18 protein-coding genes are annotated in these 19692 nt (G+C 69.0%); 7 read left to right on the forward strand and 11 right to left on the reverse strand.

The features are described from left to right. The first annotated feature begins 62 nt into the window (after positions 1-62). Genes ACLJOO_RS34155 through ACLJOO_RS34180 form a run of 6 tightly spaced genes read left to right on the forward strand, consistent with a single transcriptional unit; the run spans position 63 to position 7121 of the window. Complete coding sequence (locus ACLJOO_RS34155; protein ID WP_410791789.1) at positions 63-1088, forward strand: LacI family DNA-binding transcriptional regulator; 1026 nt, start codon at positions 63-65, stop codon at positions 1086-1088. Beyond that, positions 1085-2023: a 2-hydroxyacid dehydrogenase gene (locus ACLJOO_RS34160; protein WP_410791790.1), complete on the forward strand. Its 939-nt coding sequence runs from the start codon at positions 1085-1087 to the stop codon at positions 2021-2023. The genes ACLJOO_RS34155 and ACLJOO_RS34160 overlap by 4 nt, the downstream gene beginning before the upstream one ends. Next, the gene (gene manD / locus ACLJOO_RS34165) at positions 2007-3248 is read left to right on the forward strand and encodes a D-mannonate dehydratase ManD (protein WP_410791791.1); all 1242 of its coding nucleotides are present in this window, start codon (positions 2007-2009) and stop codon (positions 3246-3248) included. The genes ACLJOO_RS34160 and manD overlap by 17 nt, the downstream gene beginning before the upstream one ends. Next, positions 3245-4714: a mannitol dehydrogenase family protein gene (locus ACLJOO_RS34170; RefSeq protein WP_410791792.1), complete on the forward strand. Its 1470-nt coding sequence runs from the start codon at positions 3245-3247 to the stop codon at positions 4712-4714. Before manD ends, ACLJOO_RS34170 begins: the two co-directional genes overlap by 4 nt. A gap of 19 nt (positions 4715-4733) precedes the next feature. Continuing rightward, positions 4734-6101, forward strand: coding sequence for an MFS transporter (locus tag ACLJOO_RS34175; protein ID WP_410791793.1), 1368 nt, complete (start codon positions 4734-4736; stop codon positions 6099-6101). A gap of 9 nt (positions 6102-6110) precedes the next feature. After that, complete coding sequence (locus ACLJOO_RS34180; RefSeq protein ID WP_410791794.1) at positions 6111-7121, forward strand: zinc-binding dehydrogenase; 1011 nt, start codon at positions 6111-6113, stop codon at positions 7119-7121. Here the strand turns inward: ACLJOO_RS34180 and ACLJOO_RS34185 are convergent. The 7 genes from ACLJOO_RS34185 to ACLJOO_RS34215 form a co-directional block, all read right to left on the reverse strand. Next, entirely contained in the window at positions 7104-7415 is a 312-nt protein-coding gene (locus ACLJOO_RS34185) for a hypothetical protein (protein WP_410791795.1), read from the reverse strand. The two genes, ACLJOO_RS34180 and ACLJOO_RS34185, sit on opposite strands and share 18 nt — an antisense overlap. Then, the gene (locus ACLJOO_RS34190) at positions 7412-8788 is read right to left on the reverse strand and encodes a DUF4331 domain-containing protein (protein ID WP_410791796.1); all 1377 of its coding nucleotides are present in this window, start codon (positions 8786-8788) and stop codon (positions 7412-7414) included. The genes ACLJOO_RS34185 and ACLJOO_RS34190 overlap by 4 nt, the downstream gene beginning before the upstream one ends. 44 nt (positions 8789-8832) lie before the next feature. Then, positions 8833-9108, reverse strand: coding sequence for a twin-arginine translocation signal domain-containing protein (locus tag ACLJOO_RS34195; protein WP_410791797.1), 276 nt, complete (start codon positions 9106-9108; stop codon positions 8833-8835). Between the two features lie 92 nt (positions 9109-9200). After that, a complete protein-coding gene (locus ACLJOO_RS34200; RefSeq protein ID WP_410791798.1) occupies positions 9201-9530 on the reverse strand; it encodes a hypothetical protein in 330 nt (109 codons plus the stop codon). 130 nt (positions 9531-9660) lie between these two features. After that, the gene (locus ACLJOO_RS34205) at positions 9661-10272 is read right to left on the reverse strand and encodes a maleylpyruvate isomerase family mycothiol-dependent enzyme (RefSeq protein WP_410791799.1); all 612 of its coding nucleotides are present in this window, start codon (positions 10270-10272) and stop codon (positions 9661-9663) included. Then, positions 10272-11081 (reverse strand): fumarylacetoacetate hydrolase family protein, encoded by an 810-nt coding sequence (locus ACLJOO_RS34210; protein WP_410791800.1) that lies wholly within the window; start codon positions 11079-11081, stop codon positions 10272-10274. Before ACLJOO_RS34210 ends, ACLJOO_RS34205 begins: the two co-directional genes overlap by 1 nt. Then, positions 11078-12208 carry a cupin domain-containing protein gene (locus ACLJOO_RS34215; protein ID WP_410791801.1) on the reverse strand — a complete coding sequence of 377 codons (1131 nt, stop codon included), beginning with the start codon at positions 12206-12208 and terminating at the stop codon, positions 11078-11080. The genes ACLJOO_RS34210 and ACLJOO_RS34215 overlap by 4 nt, the downstream gene beginning before the upstream one ends. Before the next feature lie 68 nt (positions 12209-12276). Between ACLJOO_RS34215 and ACLJOO_RS34220 the strand changes: the two genes are divergently transcribed. Continuing rightward, positions 12277-13020 carry an IclR family transcriptional regulator gene (locus tag ACLJOO_RS34220; RefSeq protein WP_410791802.1) on the forward strand — a complete coding sequence of 248 codons (744 nt, stop codon included), beginning with the start codon at positions 12277-12279 and terminating at the stop codon, positions 13018-13020. Here ACLJOO_RS34220 and ACLJOO_RS34225 read toward each other — a convergent pair. Genes ACLJOO_RS34225 through ACLJOO_RS34240 form a run of 4 tightly spaced genes read right to left on the reverse strand, consistent with a single transcriptional unit; the run spans position 13017 to position 19593 of the window. Continuing rightward, positions 13017-14654: a (2,3-dihydroxybenzoyl)adenylate synthase gene (locus ACLJOO_RS34225; RefSeq protein WP_410791803.1), complete on the reverse strand. Its 1638-nt coding sequence runs from the start codon at positions 14652-14654 to the stop codon at positions 13017-13019. The two genes, ACLJOO_RS34220 and ACLJOO_RS34225, sit on opposite strands and share 4 nt — an antisense overlap. After that, the gene (locus ACLJOO_RS34230; protein WP_410791804.1) at positions 14654-16657 is read right to left on the reverse strand and encodes an acetate--CoA ligase family protein; all 2004 of its coding nucleotides are present in this window, start codon (positions 16655-16657) and stop codon (positions 14654-14656) included. The genes ACLJOO_RS34225 and ACLJOO_RS34230 overlap by 1 nt, the downstream gene beginning before the upstream one ends. After that, entirely contained in the window at positions 16654-18270 is a 1617-nt protein-coding gene (locus ACLJOO_RS34235) for an FAD-dependent monooxygenase (RefSeq protein ID WP_410791805.1), read from the reverse strand. Before ACLJOO_RS34235 ends, ACLJOO_RS34230 begins: the two co-directional genes overlap by 4 nt. Before the next feature lie 12 nt (positions 18271-18282). Next, positions 18283-19593 carry an MFS transporter gene (locus tag ACLJOO_RS34240; RefSeq protein ID WP_410791806.1) on the reverse strand — a complete coding sequence of 437 codons (1311 nt, stop codon included), beginning with the start codon at positions 19591-19593 and terminating at the stop codon, positions 18283-18285. Positions 19594-19692: the final 99 nt, after the last annotated feature.

A 19692-nucleotide genomic window follows, 5' to 3' on the forward strand; every position in this document is an offset into this window, starting at 1 on the left:
GACAGAGTTGCGCAACTTGCCGCAATCTTGGCGAAACCTTGGCGCAACCTCTGGAGCGAGCCGTGAATCCCACCCTGACCGACGTCGCGCAGCGCGCAGGTGTGTCGTTGTCGACCGCGTCCCGGGCGTTCAGCGACCCGGACCGGATCGGCCGCGACACCCTGCGCCGGATCATCGGCGCCGCGGAGGAGATCGGGTACGTCGCCTCGGCCGGCCGCCGCTCCCGGTCGGGGCTCCCGACCCGCTCGGCGACCGTCGCGATGATCGTCCCGGACATCGGCAACCCGGTCTGGGCGAGCTTCGTCAAGGCCGCCCAGGCGCACGGTTGGAACCGCCGCCAGACCGTCGTGCTGACCGACACCGACGGCAGCCCGGACCGCGAGCGGGAGATCATCGGCGAACTGCACGAGCGGGTCGACGGGTTCGTCGTCTGCTCGCCCCGGCTGCCAGCGCACGACATCGTCGAACTGTGCGGCGACACCCCGCTCGTCCTGGTGAACCGGACGAGCGACGAGACGAGCAGCGTCGTACCGGACGCCGCCGACGGTCTGCGTCAGGCGCTGGAGTATCTGCGCGTCCTCGGTCACGAGCATGTCGCCTACGCCCAAGGGTCGCCGCTGTCCTGGTCGAACCAGACCCGGGTGGAAGCGATTCGGCAACTGGCCGACCAGACCGATATCGAGCTGGAAGTCCTCGGCTGGCAGGCGGAGACGGTGGCCGGCGGCCAGGCCGCAGCAGCTAGCGTCGTCGCCTCTGGCGCCACGGCGGTGATCGCCCACAACGACCTGATGGCACTGGGCATCATCGCCGGCGCGGCCGCGCTCGGTGTCGAGGTACCGGCCGAGCTGAGCGTCATCGGCATCGACGACACCCCGCTCGCGGAGGTCGGCCGCCCCACGCTGACCAGCATCCAGGTCCCGATGTCGCGGGCCGGCGTGATGAGCATCGACATGCTCCACCAGCAACTGACCGCAGAGACTCCGGCCGAGCCGCGCACCGTCACACTGCCGACCCAGCTCGTCGTCCGTCAGAGCACCGGCCCGGTCGCCGGATGGACCCCCGCGCGCCGCGAACGGAGCGACGCATGAGAGTCGTCGTCACTGACCCCAACCTGCTGCCCTTGCGCTATGAGCTCGAGGCCCTGGTGCCTCAAACCGAACTGATCTGGCTTCCCGACAATCTCCTCGATGCGTTGAAGACCGCCGACGTCCTGGTGGGTCCGGCGTTCACCCAGGAAATGGCGGACGCCGCGCCCGGCCTCCGGCTCGTGCAGGTGGCCGGAGCCGGCACCGATCGCGTCCAGGCGACTGGCGTACCGGTCGCGAACACCTATCACCACGAGGACTCGATCGCCGAGTACATCGTCTGGGCCCTGATCGCCCTGCGCCGCGAGCTTCCCCAAGCCGACGCCGCCCTCCGCCAGAACCGGTGGCGCTCGCCCGTGTACGACGCGGCACTCCCGCAACCCGAGACGCTGTCGAGCGCGAAGGTCGGCTTCCTCGGCTTCGGCCACATCGGCCGAGCCACCTGGCGAGTGCTCCAGTCCTTCGGCGCACAAGCCCAAGCCGTGACCGCGAGCGGAAAGGCCGATGGCCTGAGTTGGGCCGGTGACACCTCCCAACTCCCACGCCTACTCGACGAGTCGAACGTCCTCGTCGTGTCCGCTCCGCTGACCGAGGCCACCCGCGGCATCGTCGGCGCCGCCGAGCTGAGCAAACTCGGCGCAGACGGCGTACTCGTCAACGTCGCCCGCGGCCCGCTCGTCCAGGAGCAGCCCTTGTACGACGCTCTGCGCAACCGCACGATCCGCGGCGCCGCCCTCGACGTCTGGTACTCGTACCCGTCCAACGGGGACCACGCCCAACCGGCCGAAGCACCGTTCGGGGAACTGGACAACGTGCTGCTCACCCCGCACCTGTCCGGGATCACCCAGCAGACCTACCGCGGCCGCATCCACGACATCGCCGCCAACCTCACCGCCCTTGCCGAGGGCAACGAGCTGCGCAATGTCGTCCGACTCTGAGAGCATCCTCATGACCAGCATCGTCGCCGCCGAGGTCATCATCACCAGCCCCGGCCGCAACTACGTCACCCTCAAACTGCAGACCGCGGACGGCCTCGTCGGGTACGGCGACGCCACCGTCAACGGCCGTGAGCTCGCCGTCGCGAGCTACCTGCGCGACCACGTCGTACCGTTGCTCACCGGCCTCGACCCGGCGCGGATCGAGGACACCTGGCAGTACCTGTATCGCGGGGCGTACTGGCGCCGCGGCCCGATCACGATGGCCGCGATCAGCGCGGTCGACCTCGCCCTCTGGGACATCAAGGGCAAGGCCGCCGGGATGCCCGTCTACCAACTGCTCGGCGGCGCGGTCCGCGACCGCGTCCTCGCCTACACGCACGCCTCGGCCTGGGAGCTGCCCGCACTGCTCGACGAGGTCGACGCACGCCGCGAGGACGGATTCCGGGCGGTCCGCGCGCAGTCCGGCGTACCAGGGCTGGAGACCGTGTACGGCGTTCATCGCGAGGCCGCCGGGTACGAGCCGGCGAAGCGTGGTGCTGCACCGGTGGTCGAGTCGTGGGACACGGACGCCTACTTGCGCCACGTGCCTGGCGTGCTGGCAAAGGTGAGGGAGCACGTCGGCCCGGAATTAGCACTGCTGCACGACGCGCATCACCGACTCACGCCGCAGCAGGCCGCGCGACTCGGCAAGGCGCTCGAACCCGCGGACCTGTTCTGGCTCGAGGACGTCACCCCGGCGGAGAACCAGGAAGCGCTGCGTCTGGTCCGGCAGCACACCACCACTCCACTCGCGATCGGCGAGGTCTTCAACTCGATCTATGACTGCAAGGACCTCATCACCGGGCAGCTGATCGACTACATCCGGGTCGCGGTCGCGCATGCCGGCGGGATCAGCCACCTACGCTCGATCTTCGCGCTCGCCTCCGTGTACCAGGTGAAGGCGGCGCCGCATGGGCCGTCCGATGTCTCGCCGGTCTCGTTCGGCGCGAGCGTCCACCTCGGGTTGTCGACGTACAACTTCGGCATCCAGGAGTACATGGGGTACGACGCCCTTGCGCACGAGGTGTTCCCGCACGCCTGGTCGTTCAGCGACGGCTACCTGCACCCGGGCGAAGCACCCGGCCTCGGCGTCGAGGTCGACGAGGCGCTGGCCGCGAAGTTCCCGTACGAACCCGCGTATCTGCCCGTTGCGCGCCGCCTCGACGGTTCAGTGACCGACTGGTGAGCGCCTTGAACCGCGCCTCGGTTTCCCGGCACCTGCTGACCGCCCGGCCGACCGGCACCGGCATCGTGCATCTCGGCCTCGGTAACTTCCATCGGGCCCATCAAGCCGTCTACACCGCGCAGGCCGACGACGGCTGGGGCATCCTCGGCGTCGCGAGCCGCTCGACCGAGGTTGCCGAGGCGATGAACGCGCAGGGCGGTCTGTACTCCGTGCTGGAGTTGTCGCCCGAGGGCTCGTCCATCAGCGTCCCGGGTGTTCACACCGGCGCGATCGTTGCCGCGAGCAACCCCACTGCGGTGGTCGACGCCATCGCGGCCGAGGACACTCGCATCGTCTCGATGACGGTGACCGAGCACGGCTACTGCATGGACCCGAGTACGCATCGGCTCGCGCTGGATCATCCCGGCATCGTGGCGGACCTCTCCGGCGCGACACCACGCACTGTCATCGGGCAGATCGCGCGCGCCCTGGAACGCCGGGCCGCGACGCACGGCGCTCCGATCACCGTCCTGAACTGCGACAACATGCAGGCGAACGGAACCCAGACCCGTCGTTTGGTGCTCGAGTTCCTGCAAGGCAGTAAGGCCGAGAACTGGGTCGCGGAGAACGTCGCCTTCCCGAACTCCATGGTCGACCGCATCGTCCCCGCGACCACGGATGCCTACCGTGCGGCGGCGTACGAACTGCTGGGCGTGCACGACCTCAGCCCTGTGCCGGCCGAGCCGTTCACGATGTGGGTGATGGAGGATCGCTTCGCCGCCGGGCGACCGGCGTGGGAACGCGGCGGCGCGGTGTTCTCCGACGAGGTCGAGGCGTACGAACTACTGAAGCTTCGGCTGCTGAACGGCACACACTCACTGATCGCGTACCTCGGTGCGCTCGATGGGCACGCGACCATCCCTGAGGCGCGCGCCACCGGCTTCATCGAGTCTGCTGCCCGGGCCGCCCTCGAGGACGAGTACCTGCCCACGGTCACGCTGCCGCGTGACTTCGACGTCGACGCGTACATCGCCTCGCTGTTCGAGCGGTGGTCCAACGACGCGCTCGGTCACCGGACCCAGCAGGTCGGTAGCGACGGATCCGTCAAGCTGCCGCAGCGCGTCCCTTCGCCGGCGCTCGAGCTCCTACGTCAGGGCGTGATGCCGGAGCATCTCGCGTTGACGTGCGCCGCCTGGCTGTGTTGCGTCGTACCCCTGCACGGGTTCGATCCCGGTCCGCACGCGCGGGCCATGGTCGACCCTGCCCGCGAGCGGCTCGGGGCGCTCGCGGCGCAGTCCCGCAGTACCGAGGACCTGGTCCGGTCGGCGATCGGCCAGGTGTTCGCCACGGAACTTGCCGAGAGCAATGACTTTGCCCGGCGCGTCAGCGACTACGTCGCCGTCATCACCCGTGACGGCGTCCGCGCCGCGGCCCGTGAGGCCGCGCGCTCCCGACCGTCCCGGCCGCACGCCTCGCCCGCGGCCTGAGACCCCGAAGGAATCCGCCATGGAACCCAACCCCTCGACCCCCGAGCCGTCTCGGCAGGAGGTCCGCCGGGCCGCGCTCGCCGGCCTGATCGGCACCGCTCTCGAGCAGTACGACTTCGTCATCTACGGGACCGCGTCAGCGCTGGTCTTCAGTCATCTGTTCTTCCCCAACATCTCCGCGACGGCCGGGCTGCTCGCCAGCTTCAGCGCCTACGCGGTCGGCTTCTGCGCCCGGCCGCTCGGCGGGTTCTTCTTCTCGCGGTACGGCGATCGCCTCGGGCGCAAGTGGATCCTGGTGGCCACGTTGACCCTGATGGGCGTCGCGACGATGGCGATCGGCGTACTGCCGACGTACGAGTCCGTGGGCGTCTGGGCGCCGATCCTGCTCGTCCTGAGCCGGTTCCTGCAGGGCTTCGGCGCCGGCGCCGAGCAGTCCGGCGGCGCCACTCTACTGACCGAGACGGCTGTACGCGGCAAGCGCGGACGGCTGGCGGCCCTGATCATGACCGGAGCAGCGGCCGGTACGGCGCTCGGCGCCGGGGCGTGGGCGTTGGTGCAGCTGCTCCCGGACGACCAGTTGATGTCGTGGGGCTGGCGGGTGGTGTTCCTGAGCAGTGCGTTCGTTACGATCGCGGCGTACATCCTGCGGCGGAAGCTCAAGGAGACGCCGGTGTTCGCGGAGATCAAGGCCGAGCGCACCGCCGCAGCCGCTCCGGTGCGTGAGGTGTTCCGGAACGGCAAGAAGGCCGTTGCCCTGGTTACCTTGATGACCGTCGGACTGAGCGTGCAGTCGTACACGTACCAGGTGTTCATGGCCTCCTATCTCAAGGGAACCGTGAAGATCGACGCGCAGACCGTGCCGGAGATCCTGCTGGTGGGAGCGATCTTCGGAGGACTCGGCGCGGTCGTCCTCGGCTACCTGTCCGACCTGTTCGGACGGCGGTCCGTGTTCCTCGGCATCGCCGGGTTGCTGCTGCTCCTGCCGTTCCCGACGTTCGTTGCCCTGAGCACCGGAAATCTCACGGTCATCTACCTGGCCATGATCGTCGGCTTCGTGTTCGCCTGTCAGGGCGGCGTGGCGGTGACGATGAGCTACTTCCCGGAGCTGTTCGGCAGCCGGTACCGGTACGCCGGTGTCACGCTCGGCCGCGAGTTCGCCGCCGTACTCGGTGGCGGCTTCGCACCACTCATCGCGGTCGCGCTGATGAACGCGTTCGGCTCCTGGGTGCCGGTCGCGATCTACATGACCGTCGCGATGGCGATCACCTTCGGCGCCGCGCTGTTCGCGCCGGAGACCCGGGACCGCGACCTGCTCGCGCCGGAGAACGCCACCGACCGCGCACCTTTGCCCGCGACCGCAACTGCCACCGCCACCGCCACGGCCTGAAGGAGAACCATGAAGGCGATCGTCATCCGGAGCAAGCTCGACCTCGTCGAGACCGAGCTGCCGACCCCGGAGCCACAGGCCGGCCAGGTTCGCCTCCGGATGGCGTACGGCGGGATCTGCGGGTCCGACCTGCACTACTACCACGAGGGCGCGAACGGCGCGTACGTCGTCCGCGAACCGCTGGTGCCCGGTCATGAACTGTCGGGCACCGTCGACCTCGACCCGTCCGGCGAGCTGGCACCCGGTACGCCGGTCACGATCCACCCAGCCACCTTCGGGACGCCGGAGCCGGGGATCGAGGACCGCCCGCACCTGTGGCCGAACGGCGCCTACCTGGGTAGCGCCTCCACCTGGCCGCACACCCAGGGCGGCATGAGCGAATTCGTTGTCGTCGCCAAACACATGGTGCGAACGTTGCCGGAGTCGCTGCCTCTTCGCCGTGCTGCCCTGGCCGAGCCGCTGGCCGTCGCCCTGCATGCCATCGCTATCGCCGACGGCGTGAAGGACAAGCGGGTGCTCGTCTCCGGCTCGGGTGCGATCGGCCTGCTCACGGCGTCGGCCGCGCTGTCCGCGGGTGCGGCCGAGGTGGTGACGACCGACGTACTCCCGGGCCCGCTGCGGCGGGCCCGGGAGCTCGGGGTGCACGGTACGCTCCAGGTCGGCAAGGACGAGATCCCAGCGGGGTACTTCGACGTCGTCCTCGAGTGCACCGCCGTACCGGCCGCGCTCAGTGCCGCGCTCGCCGCGACCCGCCGGGCGGGCACCGTCGTACTCGTCGGCATCCCCGCCGACGAGCCGCGCGGCGTGAACCTCGCTCCCCTGGTCTCCCGCGAACTCCAACTGCGCGGCACCTTGCGCTTCAACAACGAGATCGACGAGGCGATCCGACTCCTCACCACGAATCCCGCGCTCGACCAGGTCATCACCCACGAGTACCCGGCGAGCCAAGCGGTCGACGCGTTCACCACCGCCGCCAACTCCGACCTCTCCGGCAAAGTCCTCCTAACCCTCTGGCCCTGACCACTTCGCGTAGGTGACTGCCCCACCGGTGACGTCGACGGTCAACTGCACCGGTCCCGACGGGCGGACGTAGAGCTCGTAGCTGCCCCGAGGTACTTCGAAGAACACCGCCGAATGAATGACTTGCCCGTCCGGCACCGACCGCGGAACCACGGCGACATGCTGGTGCAGTCCGCGTAGCTCGATCTCCTCACCCTCGAGCGCGGCCGGCATCTCGATGACGAGCGCCCCGACGTCACCGCCGATGTCCAGCAGCACCGACGATCCCTTGCCTGCATGCGGATTCTCGCTCATGCGGCCGGCCTTCCGGGCTTGGACTGGTACCCGCCGGCCGGCGTGCCCAGGTACGGGAACCAGGTCAGGTAGTCGGCGTTCGTGTTCGACGTACCGTCCGTGATCGCGGCCGTCGCATCGTCGGGCTTGAACGACGGATCCACCAGCGGAATCGTGAGCCCGGCGACCGCCCGCAGCTCGACAGTGACCACGTCGTCGAACACCCGGCGGCCGTTCGGGAACCCGGCCGCGTCGCCGGCCACCAGGCCGAGCGGGTTCGGCGACTTCGACGGCGGTACGGCGACGTTGAGCCGCAACAGGTCCGCCTGGACCGGGCCGGTGTAGTTCTGGAAACCGGGGACGACGCCTTTCGGGATCCCGGTCAGCAGGATCGCCGCCAGGTCGGCCCGCGGTTTCTTGTACGCCGCGAGGTTCGGGAACACGCCCGGGTACAGGACCGGCAGCAACCCGGCCAGCTCGGGCTTCGTCACGTACGCCGCGAACCGCTTGTCGCCGCTCGGGGGCAGCACGTTCCACTTGTCCTTGTCGGCCATCGGCACGATGACCTCGTTGAACAACGGGTTGCCCAGCCGCGACACCTGCTTGTGCGGGCCGTGCCAGACCGGGATCCCGCGTGCGTCGTCAAGGATCTTGGACGACCGGCGGCTCGCCGAAGCGTAGACGCCGATGACCGACTGTGGGTCCATCACGTCGGTCGGCCGCTTGCCGTCGCGGGTCAGGTCGCGGATCGGGACCTGCAGCGCGATCGTGTGCACGTTGGAGCCCTGCAGGCCGTTGACGCCCATCGCCGCGGCGGACGGGATCAGGTGCGCCATCTGGAACGGGCGCAACGTACCGAGGTCGAAGATGCTGCCGAGGTCGGCGAAGAACCCGTCCGCGCGCTGGCCGGCGAACACCTTGCGGTTCGTGCCGATGGTGTGGATCGCCTGGCGGGCGAGCTTGGCGTAGTCCGGCGTACTGCGGATCCCGACGTTGACCGGCGGCGCGGCCAGGTTGCGGGCCAGCACCCGGGACCGGCCGTGCTCCACCCGGGTGACCGAGTAGTACTGCGGCCGGTTCCACGCCGGGTCCTTGATCGAGGTGATCGGGCCGGTGTTGTACAGGAAGGTCTTCTTGTTGCGGATCTCGGCCCGGAACCGGAACTGGTACGAGATGTCGGCCTTGCCGGAACCGCTGTTCGAGATGTGGATCTGGTAGAGCACGTCGTCACCGAACTCGTAGAAGTTCGGGCCGCCGTACGGGTTCTGGAACGGGATGAAGTTGGCGATCAAGGTCACGGTGTCCGGCTTGTCAGGACTGACGAAAGCGTAGACATCGGTGTTGTCGGCGACCGGGTCCTTCGAGATCTCGGGCGCCTCGCGGTGCGAAGACATGACGGGGTTCCTCCACTGGAATTCTGGCGAGAGTCAGGCGATGGTCAGGGGGTGGTCAGGCCGGCGATCCGCGCGGCGAGCTCGCGGTCCGTCACCGGCACCTCGCGTTCGCCGACCAGGATCGCCATCCGGCCCGTGCGCACGTCTTTCACGTGGACCACGAACGACTCCGCATTCCCCAGGTCCGCCGCCGTCAGCGGCTGGTTCGAGGCCTCCGTCGACCGATCGCCGAAGACCTTCGGCACCGCGACCGCCCCGACCGCGGCCGCCGTACCCGCGCCCGCTACCACCAGGAAACCCCGGCGTGTTGCGTCACTCATGACTGTTCCTCCCTCTGCTGTCAGGCACATCGAGCGCCCGTGGGCATTCGGAGCACCCGCACCAGCAGATGGGCGGCGGATTTGACCTGCCGTCAGGCCCGGACGCCGCGCCGGGCCAACCACGAGTCGGTCAGGATCTCGGTCAGCTCGTCCTCGTCCAGCCGATCGAGCCAGGCCCAGATCGACACCTTGACCTTGAACCTGTACACGGCGAAGAACACGTCGCGGCGGTCGGCGAGGGCGTCCTCCGAATCGAGGTCGAGACTCCAGTACTGCAAGATCTCCCGCCCTGCGTCGTCCCACCGCAATCTGGCGAACGGATGCCGCCCGACGTCGACCGTCGGCGAACCTTCATGCGCACGCCCCGGCCGCGCACCGGCCAAACCCCCAGCGATTCGCTCGACATCCCGCCACGTCGCCACCCACCGAGTCTCCCACGGCCATTCACCCCGCGGATCCCATCTTTGGGAACCCACCGACCACGATCGGGCCGCGAGAATGATCGGTGGCTTCTCAAAGATGGCTCAGCGGAGCCAGGCGCGGCGCAGGACGCTACAGCCAGGGCGGGAGTGGTTGGGCGGGGGCACCGTCGAGGGTGTGGACTCCTGTGTACGGGCGGCCGGCCAGGTAGGCGGTTGTGTCCGGGAGGGGGCCACGCACTTCTGGGGCATCATCGCGTTTGGTGCGGATGTCTCGGGACAGGGCCTCGAGGAAGTCGGTGGGTAGGTCGGCGAAGGTGATGCCGGCGCCCAGGTCGACGGCGTGGATCATCACCTCGCGGCTGCGCAGCCAGACGATTTCGGTGGCGGGGACCTGGCGGCCCTGGGCGGTGCGGACCGGGGTTTGCCATTGCTCGGCGGTCAGCTCGTCCATCGCAGCGGACAGTTTGCTCGCGGACTCGTCGAACCAGGCGCGCAGGTCGTCCGGCGGACGGAGGGCACCTGCCTCGATGTCGGCGTTGCGCTGACCGGGCGACGAGTACATCGGCCGCTCGTCGCCTGTTCGCGCCCAGTGGACCAGGTTGCCGAGTGCCTCGGCGTTGAGGGACAGGTGGGCGGCGACATGTCGACGAGTCCATCCCGGGAGCAAGGACGGGCCGTCCAGGTCGACGAGGGCACGGCGGGAGAGCGCCGTACCCTCGGTGACCCATTCACGAGCGCGCATCAGCCGGTCGTCACGTGGTTCTCGAGGCGGCCGATACCTTCGATCTGGGTGACGACGGTTTCGCCGCCGCGGAGGAAGACCGGCGGTTTGCGGGCGTGCCCGACGCCGCCGGGGGTGCCGGTGGCGATCAGGTCGCCAGGGTTCAGGCGGATCATCGTGGACACGTAGCGGACCAGGTCGACCGGGTCGAAGAGCAGGTCGCCGGTGTTGTCCTTCTGCATCACTTGGTCATTCACCGAGCACTGGATGTCGAGAGCGGGTCGCGGTCCGCCGACCTCGTCCGGCGTGACCAGCCACGGGCCGACGGGCGTCGTGGAGTCCCAGTTCTTGCCCTGCAGCCATTCCCTGGTCCGGAACTGCCAGTCCCGGCACGTGACATCGTTCAGCACGGTGAACCCGGCAATCGCCGCGATCGCGGTCGCCTCGTCGGCTCGCCGTACCGGCTGTCCGATCACCACCGCGAGCTCGGCCTCCCAGTCGAACTCCGACGTCTCGGCCGGCCGCACGATGTCGTCGTACGCACCGATCAGTGTGTCGGAGAACTTGCTGAACAGTGTCGGGTACTCGGGCAGGTCCCGGCCCATCTCCTGGATGTGGTTGCGGTAGTTCAGCCCGACGCACACGACCTTGCTCGGCTGCGGGATCAGCGGCGCGAAGTCGGCGCCCGCCAGCGCATACTCCTTGCCGTCGGCAACCTCAGCTCCGGCCAGTACGGCGCCGACGTCCGGCACCCCGAGATCGACCAGTACGTCGCCCTCGGCCCGCACCGCCGTCGTACGCCCGTCGATGCGGACCGTTGCCAGCTTCACCGGCCGACCTCCTCGCGGAACAGATTGAGCTTGCTGAAGATCGGCGCGTCGCTGAACTGGAACAGATCCAGCGCACCCGAGTCCGAGTCCGACCCGGACGCCTCCGACACGACCGACAACGACATCCAGGACGGTACGACGAACAGATCGCCGCGCTGCACCGACCAGGAGAAGTCACCGACCGTCACCCGTCCCGAACCGTCGAACACCTGGTACACCGACGAACCCGTCTCGCGCCGCGGCGCGGTCTCGACACCCGCCGCGATCCGGTGGAACTGCACCCGGATCGTCGGCAACACATCCCCCGCCGTGGTCGGGTTCGTGTACCGCACGACCGCGTGACCCCGCTCGACAGTGCCCGGGTAGCCCGCCTGCTCCAGCTCCAGCTGATCCGCGAGCGCCGCGTCGGTATCCGCCCAGCGGTAGCACAGCAACGGACTGCCCGCGGCCGCCTTGAACTGCGATACCGGGACCAGCCCGGGATGACCCCACAGCCGCTCCGACCGGGAGCGATCCGGCGTCGCGTGCTCTTCCTCCGACAGCTGCTCGCGGCCGAAGTCGAAGAACTGCGACTCGACGTCGTACTGGAACGGGATGTCCAGGCCGTCGATCCACGCCATCGGCTGCTCGGCCGAGTTGTGGTGCGCGTGCCAGTTCATCCCCGCCTGCGGCAGGAAGTCGCCGCGACGCATCGGCACCGGGTCACCTTCGACCACCGTCCAGACCCCGTCACCTTCGACCACGAACCGGAACGCGTTCTGTGTGTGCCGATGCTCCGGCGCATTCTCACCGGGCATCAGGTACTGGATCGCAGCCCACAACGTCGGTGTCGCGTACGGGCGCCCGCCGAGGCTCGGGTTCGCCAGCGCGATCGCCCGCCGCTCACCGCCCCGGCCGACCGGGACCAGCTCACCAGAACGCGCCGCCAACTCGACCAGCTGCTTCCACTCCCACCGATGCGGCTGCGCCTTCGACACCGGCTGCTGCGGCATCAGGTCACCGATCCGGGTCCACAACGGGACCAGCAGCTCCTTCTCGAAGCCGCGGTACAGATCCTCGAGTTCGGGGGTGGCCGGCGGCTGGTCGGGGCCGTTCTCCGCGGTCAGTTTCACAGGTGACTCGGTCATATGGACTACGGTGCTGGTCCCTGCGATTCTGGAACAGAAGATTCTGCACAGCAGAACGGAGCGAGACGATGAAGAACCCGCCGGCGTACGGCGTGACAAGTGTCGACCACGCCCTGCGACTGGCCGTCATCCTCCAGGTCGAGGGACCCCTCACCGTCTCGACCGCGGCCGAGCGCCTCGGCGTCGCCAAGTCCACCGCGCACCGGCTCCTGACCACGCTCGTCTACCGCGACTTCGCCGTACAGGACGACGACCGCAGCTACCACGCCGGCCCGGTCCTCGAACTCGCCGCCACCGCACACTCGAGGACCGGCGCGATCCGTGCCGCCGCCCTCGGCCCCATGCAGGCACTGGTCGACACCGTCGACGAAACCGTGAACCTCAGCATCCGCACCGGCCGCACCATCCGCTTCATCGCCTCGGTCGAATCCCGCCAAACCCTCCGCGTCGGCAGCCGCGAAGGCATGGTCCTGCCCGCCCACCAATCCACCGGCGGCCTCGTCATGCTCGCCGCACTCACCAATGAGCAGATCAGCACGCTGTACGACGCCGCGCCGCCCGGCGAACGCATCGACCTGAGCAAACTCCACGCCGAACTGAAAGCGGTACGGCGCAGCGGCATCGCCATCAACCTCGAACGCACCGAACGCGGCCTGATCGCAATGGGCCACGGCATCACCGACACCACCGGGACCACCGTCGCGGCCGTCTCGGTCTCGATGCCCAGCGTCCGCTACTCGACCGCCCGCGTCCGCCGCATCACGCCCGCCCTCACCACCGCGGCGAACGCCATCTCGACCGCCCTCTCCTAGACGCCGGTCTCCAGGCGGGTTGCGATGTCGGCGCGGAGGGCGACTTTGTCGATCTTGCCGACCTTCGTGGTGGGGAGCTCGGGGATCAGAACCAGGCGTTCGGGGAACTTGTACGGCGCCACGCCCAGCTCGGCCATCGCGTGCCGGACGTCGTCGAGGGTGATGTCGGTGCTGCCGCGCGGGACGACGTACACGCAGACGCGTTCACCGAGGCTCGGATCGGGCATCGCGACCGCGGCGACCTGCTGGACACCGGGGAGCGTGTAGGTGAGGTTCTCGACCTCCTCGGCGGAGATCTTCTCGCCGCCGCGGTTGATCATGTCCTTGTCCCGGCCCTCGACCACCAGGTTGCCGCCAGCAACGATGCGGCAGACGTCGCCGCTGCGGTACCAGCCGTCCGGCGTGAAGGCGCGGGCGTTCTGCTGCTCGGCCTTGTAGTAGCCTCGGGGCGTGTACGGTCCGCGGGTCAGCAGCGAACCCGGTTCGCCGAGCGGGACCGGACGATCGAACGGATCGACCACCAGGAGCTCGTCGTCAGGGCACATCGGGCGGCCTTGCGTCGTACAGATGACGTCTTCCGGGTCGTCCAGGCGGGTGTAGTTGAGCAGGCCCTCGGCCATCCCGAACACCTGCTGCAGCGTGCACCCCAGCACCGGTTTGATCTTGCGCGCTACCTTGTCGGCCAGCCGCGCACCGCCCACCTGCAGGACCCGCAGCGACGACAGGTCGTACGAGTCGGAGTACTCGTCCAGCCAGCGCTGCGCCACCGCCGGCACCACTGCGGTGTGCGTAACACCTTCCGCGGCGATCGTCGCGAACGTGCGGATCGGCTCCGGACTAGGCAGCATCACCACCGTCCCGCCGACGAGCAGTGCCCCCAGAAGACCCGGGCAGGCGAGCGGAAAGTTGTGTCCGGCCGGCAGCGCGACCAGGTAGACCGTGGAGGCGTCCATCCCGGACACCGTCCCGCTGCGCTTGGCGTTGTAGGTGTAGTCGTCGTGGGTGCGGGCGATCAGCTTCGGAAGTCCCGTCGTACCGCCGGACAGGAGGAAGACCGCCACGCTGCGGCTGTCCGGCTCGGGGCCTCGCCATGCGTCGGCGCCTGAGCACAGGGCGCGCAGATCCACGCCGCCCTCGGTCAGATCCCCGCCGACGACCAGGACGTGATCGAGCGAGTCGACTTCATCCTTCAGCCGATGTGCGAGCGCCTGGTGGTCGAAGCCGCGCAGGACATCGGGTACGGCGATCGCCGCGGCCTCGGCATGAGCCGCCAGGTAGGACAGCTCGTGGTACCGGTGCCCCGGCAGCGCCATCACAGGGACGATGCCTGCGCGGAAACAGGCGAGCGTGAGTACGACGAACTCCCACCCGTTGGGCAGCTGTACGACGATCCGGTCGTCGGCCCGGAGTCCGAGGTCGGTCAACGCCGTCGCGGCGGAGTCCGCGCGGGTGGTGAGCTCGGCGTACGTGAGCCGGAGATCGCCATCGACGAGTGCGACCTTGTCCGGAGTACGCGCGGCCTGCTCCCAGATGTGAGACGGCAGACTTCGCCCCTCCCAGTAGCCGGCCGCGACGTAGCGTTCCACCTCCTCGGCCGGCCACGGAACCACGCCATCAGCGATCGGACTGACCATCACTGCTCCTTGCCCGTGATCACGGCGTCCAGCGCGATCAGACCGTCACGCGTCAGCCGGAGGGGATTGATCTCGATCTCGTCCACCTGGGGTGCGTCCAGCAAGACCTGCCCCAACGCCCGCACAACGCGAGCCAGCTCGCTCCGGTCCAGCACAGGTCCACCGCGCCAGCCGTCCAGCAGGGCACGCCCGAGCAGTTCATCCGCCATCGAGGCTGCCTCGGCCGCGGACAGCGGCGCCGCTCGTACGGCGACATCCGCAAGGGCCTCCGCCGTCGTACCACCCAGCCCGACCAACACCACCGGCCCGAACACCGGATCCCGCCGCGCGCCGACAATCAGATCGACTCCCGGTGCAGCCATCCGCTCCACCAGCACCCGCTCCACACCCAAGGCATCCAGTGCTTCCTGCAGTTCTGCATGGGTGCGGATTCCCAGGTGTACTCCGCCGATCTCGGTCTTGTGGAGGATCGTGGCGTCGAGGATCTTGAGTGCGACCAGACCACCCAGCGTGTCCAGGGCGGCGTGGGCTTCCTCAGGAGTGTTGCAGGCAGCGCGGCGTGGGGTGCGCACGCCAAGGGCGTCCAGGACGGTCTTGGCTTGGTGTTCGTCCCAGGGACCTTGGGGTACGGCGACCGATGGGAGGGGCTGGTCCGCGGATCGCCGGTTGCTGAGGCAGGCGTCCTCGACCAGCGCTCGGATCGCATGGGTGAGGGCGGCCGGGCTCGTGGCTACCGGGTAGCCGCGCTCGTGCAGGCCCGACCGAACTGCGGTGACGTCCGCCATGGAACCGCCCACGGCGACCACAGTAGGCGTCGAAGCGGTTTGCGGGGAGAGCTCGGACACGAGGTCGACGCTGTCCGGCTCGGTCAACGCGTAGACCGCGACCAGGTCGATGTCGGGGTCGTCGCCAACCGTCTGAACCACCTCACCGAACCCAGGGCCCGGCCGACCGGTGTCCACCGGATTGGCCTGGAATGTCATGGGAGGTAGCAGCTCACCAAGCCGCTGCTGCGTCTCATCCGCAAGCACCGGAACCCGGATCCCGGCGCCCCGCAGCCCGTCCAGCAACAACAGCCCTGGACCGGCCTGCGCTGTCACCGCACCCACGCCGGGCGACGCAGCCGGTGCCAATCGAGTTGTCGACAAGGCGCCGACAGCATCGACCAGCTGACGTTCGTCGTCGACAAGGACGGCGCCGGACTGCCGCAGTACGCCCCGAGTGGTCCGCCACGAGGTCGCCAGTGCGCCCGTGTGCGACTTCGCGAATGCGCCAACATCGTTGCGCCCGACAACCAACGCCACCACCGGCTTCTGCGCCGAGAGCCGCGCGACGGCGCCGGCGAGCCGCGACCCGTCGGCGACCGATTCGATGTGCAGAGCAACGGCCTTGGTCGCCGGATCCGCCAGTAGATGGTCCAGTACGTCGGCTGCGTCGATGTCGGCGGCGTTCCCCAGTCCGACCGCGAGGCTCACGCCGTACCCGGCCTCCGCGAGGAGGAAGGACAGCGCATGGTTTACGCCGCCACTGGCCGCGACGACGGCGACTCCACCGGCAGGCACCGACCCGACGCTCGGCACGAAGCTGGCCGTCAGTCCGCGACCAGGCACCAGGAAGCCAGAAGTGTTCGGCCCGAGCAGCCGAATGCCATGGCGATCGACCACGTCCACCAACGCGCGCTGGTACTCCGGATGGCCGGCCTCCGCGAAACCTCCCGCACACACGAGAGCCGCCGAGGCACCCGCCTTCGCTGCCTCAGCCACCGCATCAGCAGCCGCGGCGGCCGGAACGCACACCACAGCGAGGTCGATCGGTGCGCCGAGGGAATCCACTGCCTCGGCGACAGAACCGTGCAGCTCGGAGTCGCGCGGATTGACCAGCGCGAGTGGTGCGTCGTAGATGGAGAGGGAGCGCGCCATTACCGCGCCGAGCTTGGCCGGGTTGCGCGAGGCGCCGATCACTGCGACCCCGCGAGGGGCAAACAACCCGTCCAGGCCCTTCACACCTTCACCTCGCTGGCGCTCGCCTCCGGCGTGAACGACGCGGCTCTACCCTTGGTTCGCTCGCTACGCTCGCTCACGCCCACACTACGGCTGACCCCGGCGAGCGGGTGCCTGTCCGGACTGCCGCTGGTCCGGCCCACCAGGTCGGCGCGGCCGGACAGGAGGAGGGTCTCCGCGTCGTCCGGGGTCAGCTCGTCATCAATCACCATCGCGGGAGTCCCGGCCACCAGCCGGGCCTCCTCCGCCAGCAAAGTCCGCGTCAATCGCGAGCCGCCGTGAACCGCCACCACCGCAGGCCCAGCCAGCACGGCGGAGTGCAGCGCGGCCAGCGCACTGGGCAAGTCCTGCTCCGAGGCCGGCGCCTCCACCCACAGCGCGCGGTCGCCAACGTCGGAAACCGCCACCCAACGACCGGGCAAGGTCAGACCGGCCGACCGGAACGGTGTCTCCAGCGGAGCCGGCCCGTACGCGGCGTGCCAACAGGAGCGTGTCGCGGCGACGAAGGCTGGGTCGCGGCGGGCGAGCTTGCCGCCGCTGATGCTGCGGGTCAGGAAGTGGAAGGCGAACTGCCACGGCTCCAACGTGTCGTGATATCGCCCGAAGTGCTCCCACCACGACAACGACGGCCGTGCCGAACCTTGGATCTTCTCGACCGAGGGCCGCGCCGACTCCTCGTACGCCGCGAGCGCCGCCGGGACATCGTCGTACGCCGAGAGAGCCGCGGCCAGTGCGACCGCGTCCTCCATCGCCATCTTGGTCCCGGACCCGACCGAGAAGTGCGCGGTGTGCACCGCATCGCCGACCAGTACGACGTTGCCGTGCGACCAGCGCCCGGTCCGCCGGGTCCGGAAGCTCGCCCAGCGGGAGTTGTTCACCAGCAGCGGATGCCCCTCGATCTGCTCGGCGAAGAGCTTCTCCAGGTACTGCTTGGTCTTCAGATCGCTCGGCCCGGGCGGCTGCGACACGTCGAACTCGTCCAGCCCGGCCCGCAGCCACGACTCCCGATCGGTCTCCACGATGAACGTGCTGACCTCGGGACTGATCGGATAACCGTGAACGGCGAACACTCCGTCGTCGCCACGCTCATGGACGAAGGTGAGCCCGTCGAAGTGGTACGTCGTACCGAACCAGATGAACTTGGCCGCGGCCGTCTCGACCGTCGGCTCGAGAACGGCGGCCAGCCGCTCCCGGATCCGCGAGTTGGCGCCATCGGCCGCGACCACCAGGTCGAAGCCGGTCAGGTCCTCGAGCTCGACCTCGGTCCGGAAGCGCAGGGTCACCCCAACCGCCTCAGCGCGTTCCTGCAGTACGGCGAGCAACGTCTTGCGGGCGATCGCCGCCATCCCCATCCCGCCACAGCGGAACCGCTCCCCCTTGAGGCGGACCTCGATCGCGTCCCAGTGCACGCCGTACTCCGTCAACGCGTCGCGGACCACGGGGTCGGCCGCGTGGATTCCGGCCAAGGTGGCGTCGGAGAAGACCACCCCGAAACCGAACGTGTCGTCCGCACGGTTGCGTTCGAACACGGTCACCTCGGCGGCCGGGTCACTCGCCTTCACCAGAGTGGCGAGGAACAGCCCACCGGGCCCGCCACCGACAATCGCGATCCGCATCGTCATTCCCTCTCAAGCCGTCTGGGGCGTCGTACCAAGGGCGGGTTCGGGCCGACGCTCGCGGTCGCCTCGGGGTACGGCGGCAATCACCAGCGCACCGAGCACTGCAGGGACCGCGAACCCGTAGAAGTTCCAGTCCAGACTCAGGCCCGAGTCCAGTACCCATCCGCCGAAGAGCGGACCGACGATCGCGCCGAGCCGCCCGACGCCGAGGGACCAGCCGAGCGCGGTCGCGCGACTCCCGGCCGGGTAGTGCGTCGCGACGTACCCGTTGACCAGGATCTGCGTGCCGACCGTGCCGACACCGGCGATCGCGATCAGTAGGTAGAGCGCGAACGCGGCCGGGTCGGTGCTGAGTGCGTAGATGGACACGGCGGCGAGGGAGAAGGCCACCGTCGTGACCACCTTGGAGCCGAGCCAGTCGGCCAGGGCCGAGGCGACCAGGGCGCCGACGACCGCGCCGACGTTCATCACCAGGAGGAACCGCAGCGAGGAGCCTAGCGGGTAGCCGGACTGGCGCATGATCTGCGGGAGCCAGGTGTTCAGCCCGTACACCAGGAGCAGGCCGAAGAAGCTGGCAAGTCCGAAGAGGATCGTCGCAACCAGATGCTTGCGCCCGAACAGCACCGCGAGCGGGGTCCGCTTCGTCTCAGCGGGCTCGGGCTGTACGCCGTACTTGGCCGCGAGCGCAGCCGCTTCGTCGTACCGGCCGCGGGCCTGCAGGAAGCTGACCGACTCGGGCAGGAACCGCCAGGCCAGCGGCAGCACCAGGACCAAAGGAGCCATGCCGATCGCGAACATGATGCGGAAACCATGCACCGGTACGAGGTTGATCGCCAGTACCGCGGCCAGCACGCCGCCCAGCGAGAACCCGGAGAACATCAGCGCGTTGTTGAAGTTCCGGCGGTGGGGTGGGGCGTACTCGACGGTGAGGGCGATCGCGGTCGGGACCACGCCGCCGAGCCCGAGGCCGGTGACGAAGCGGAGGATTCCGAACACCTCGGCGTTCGGCGCCAGCGCGGTCGCACCCATCGCGAGTGAGAACCAGGTGATGCTGGCGAACATGATCCGGCGCCGGCCGAGGATGTCGGTCAGGGCGCCCACGCACAGCGTCCCGATCACCATCCCGGTCAGCGCGTAGCTGCCGATCGCACCGGCCTGACCAGGCGTGAGGTGCCAGTCCGGGTTCTTCAGCAGGGACGGGACGACGGCGCCGTACACGATCAGGTCGTAACCGTCGAAGACGATCGTGACGAAGCAGATGGCGACCACCCAGAGCCCGGTCCTGGACCGGGTGGTGGTTGCGGCAGGGGAACTGGTCATGGCGGCCTCGTTTCGGTGCCGGACTGACGGTGGATGTGACGAAAGTAGGACGATTCAGGGACGACCGTCAAGACTTTGACACGCTTCTGATGGCATCAT

This window comes from Kribbella sp. C-35, from assembly GCF_046549195.1.
Lineage (GTDB): Bacteria > Actinomycetota > Actinomycetes > Propionibacteriales > Kribbellaceae > Kribbella.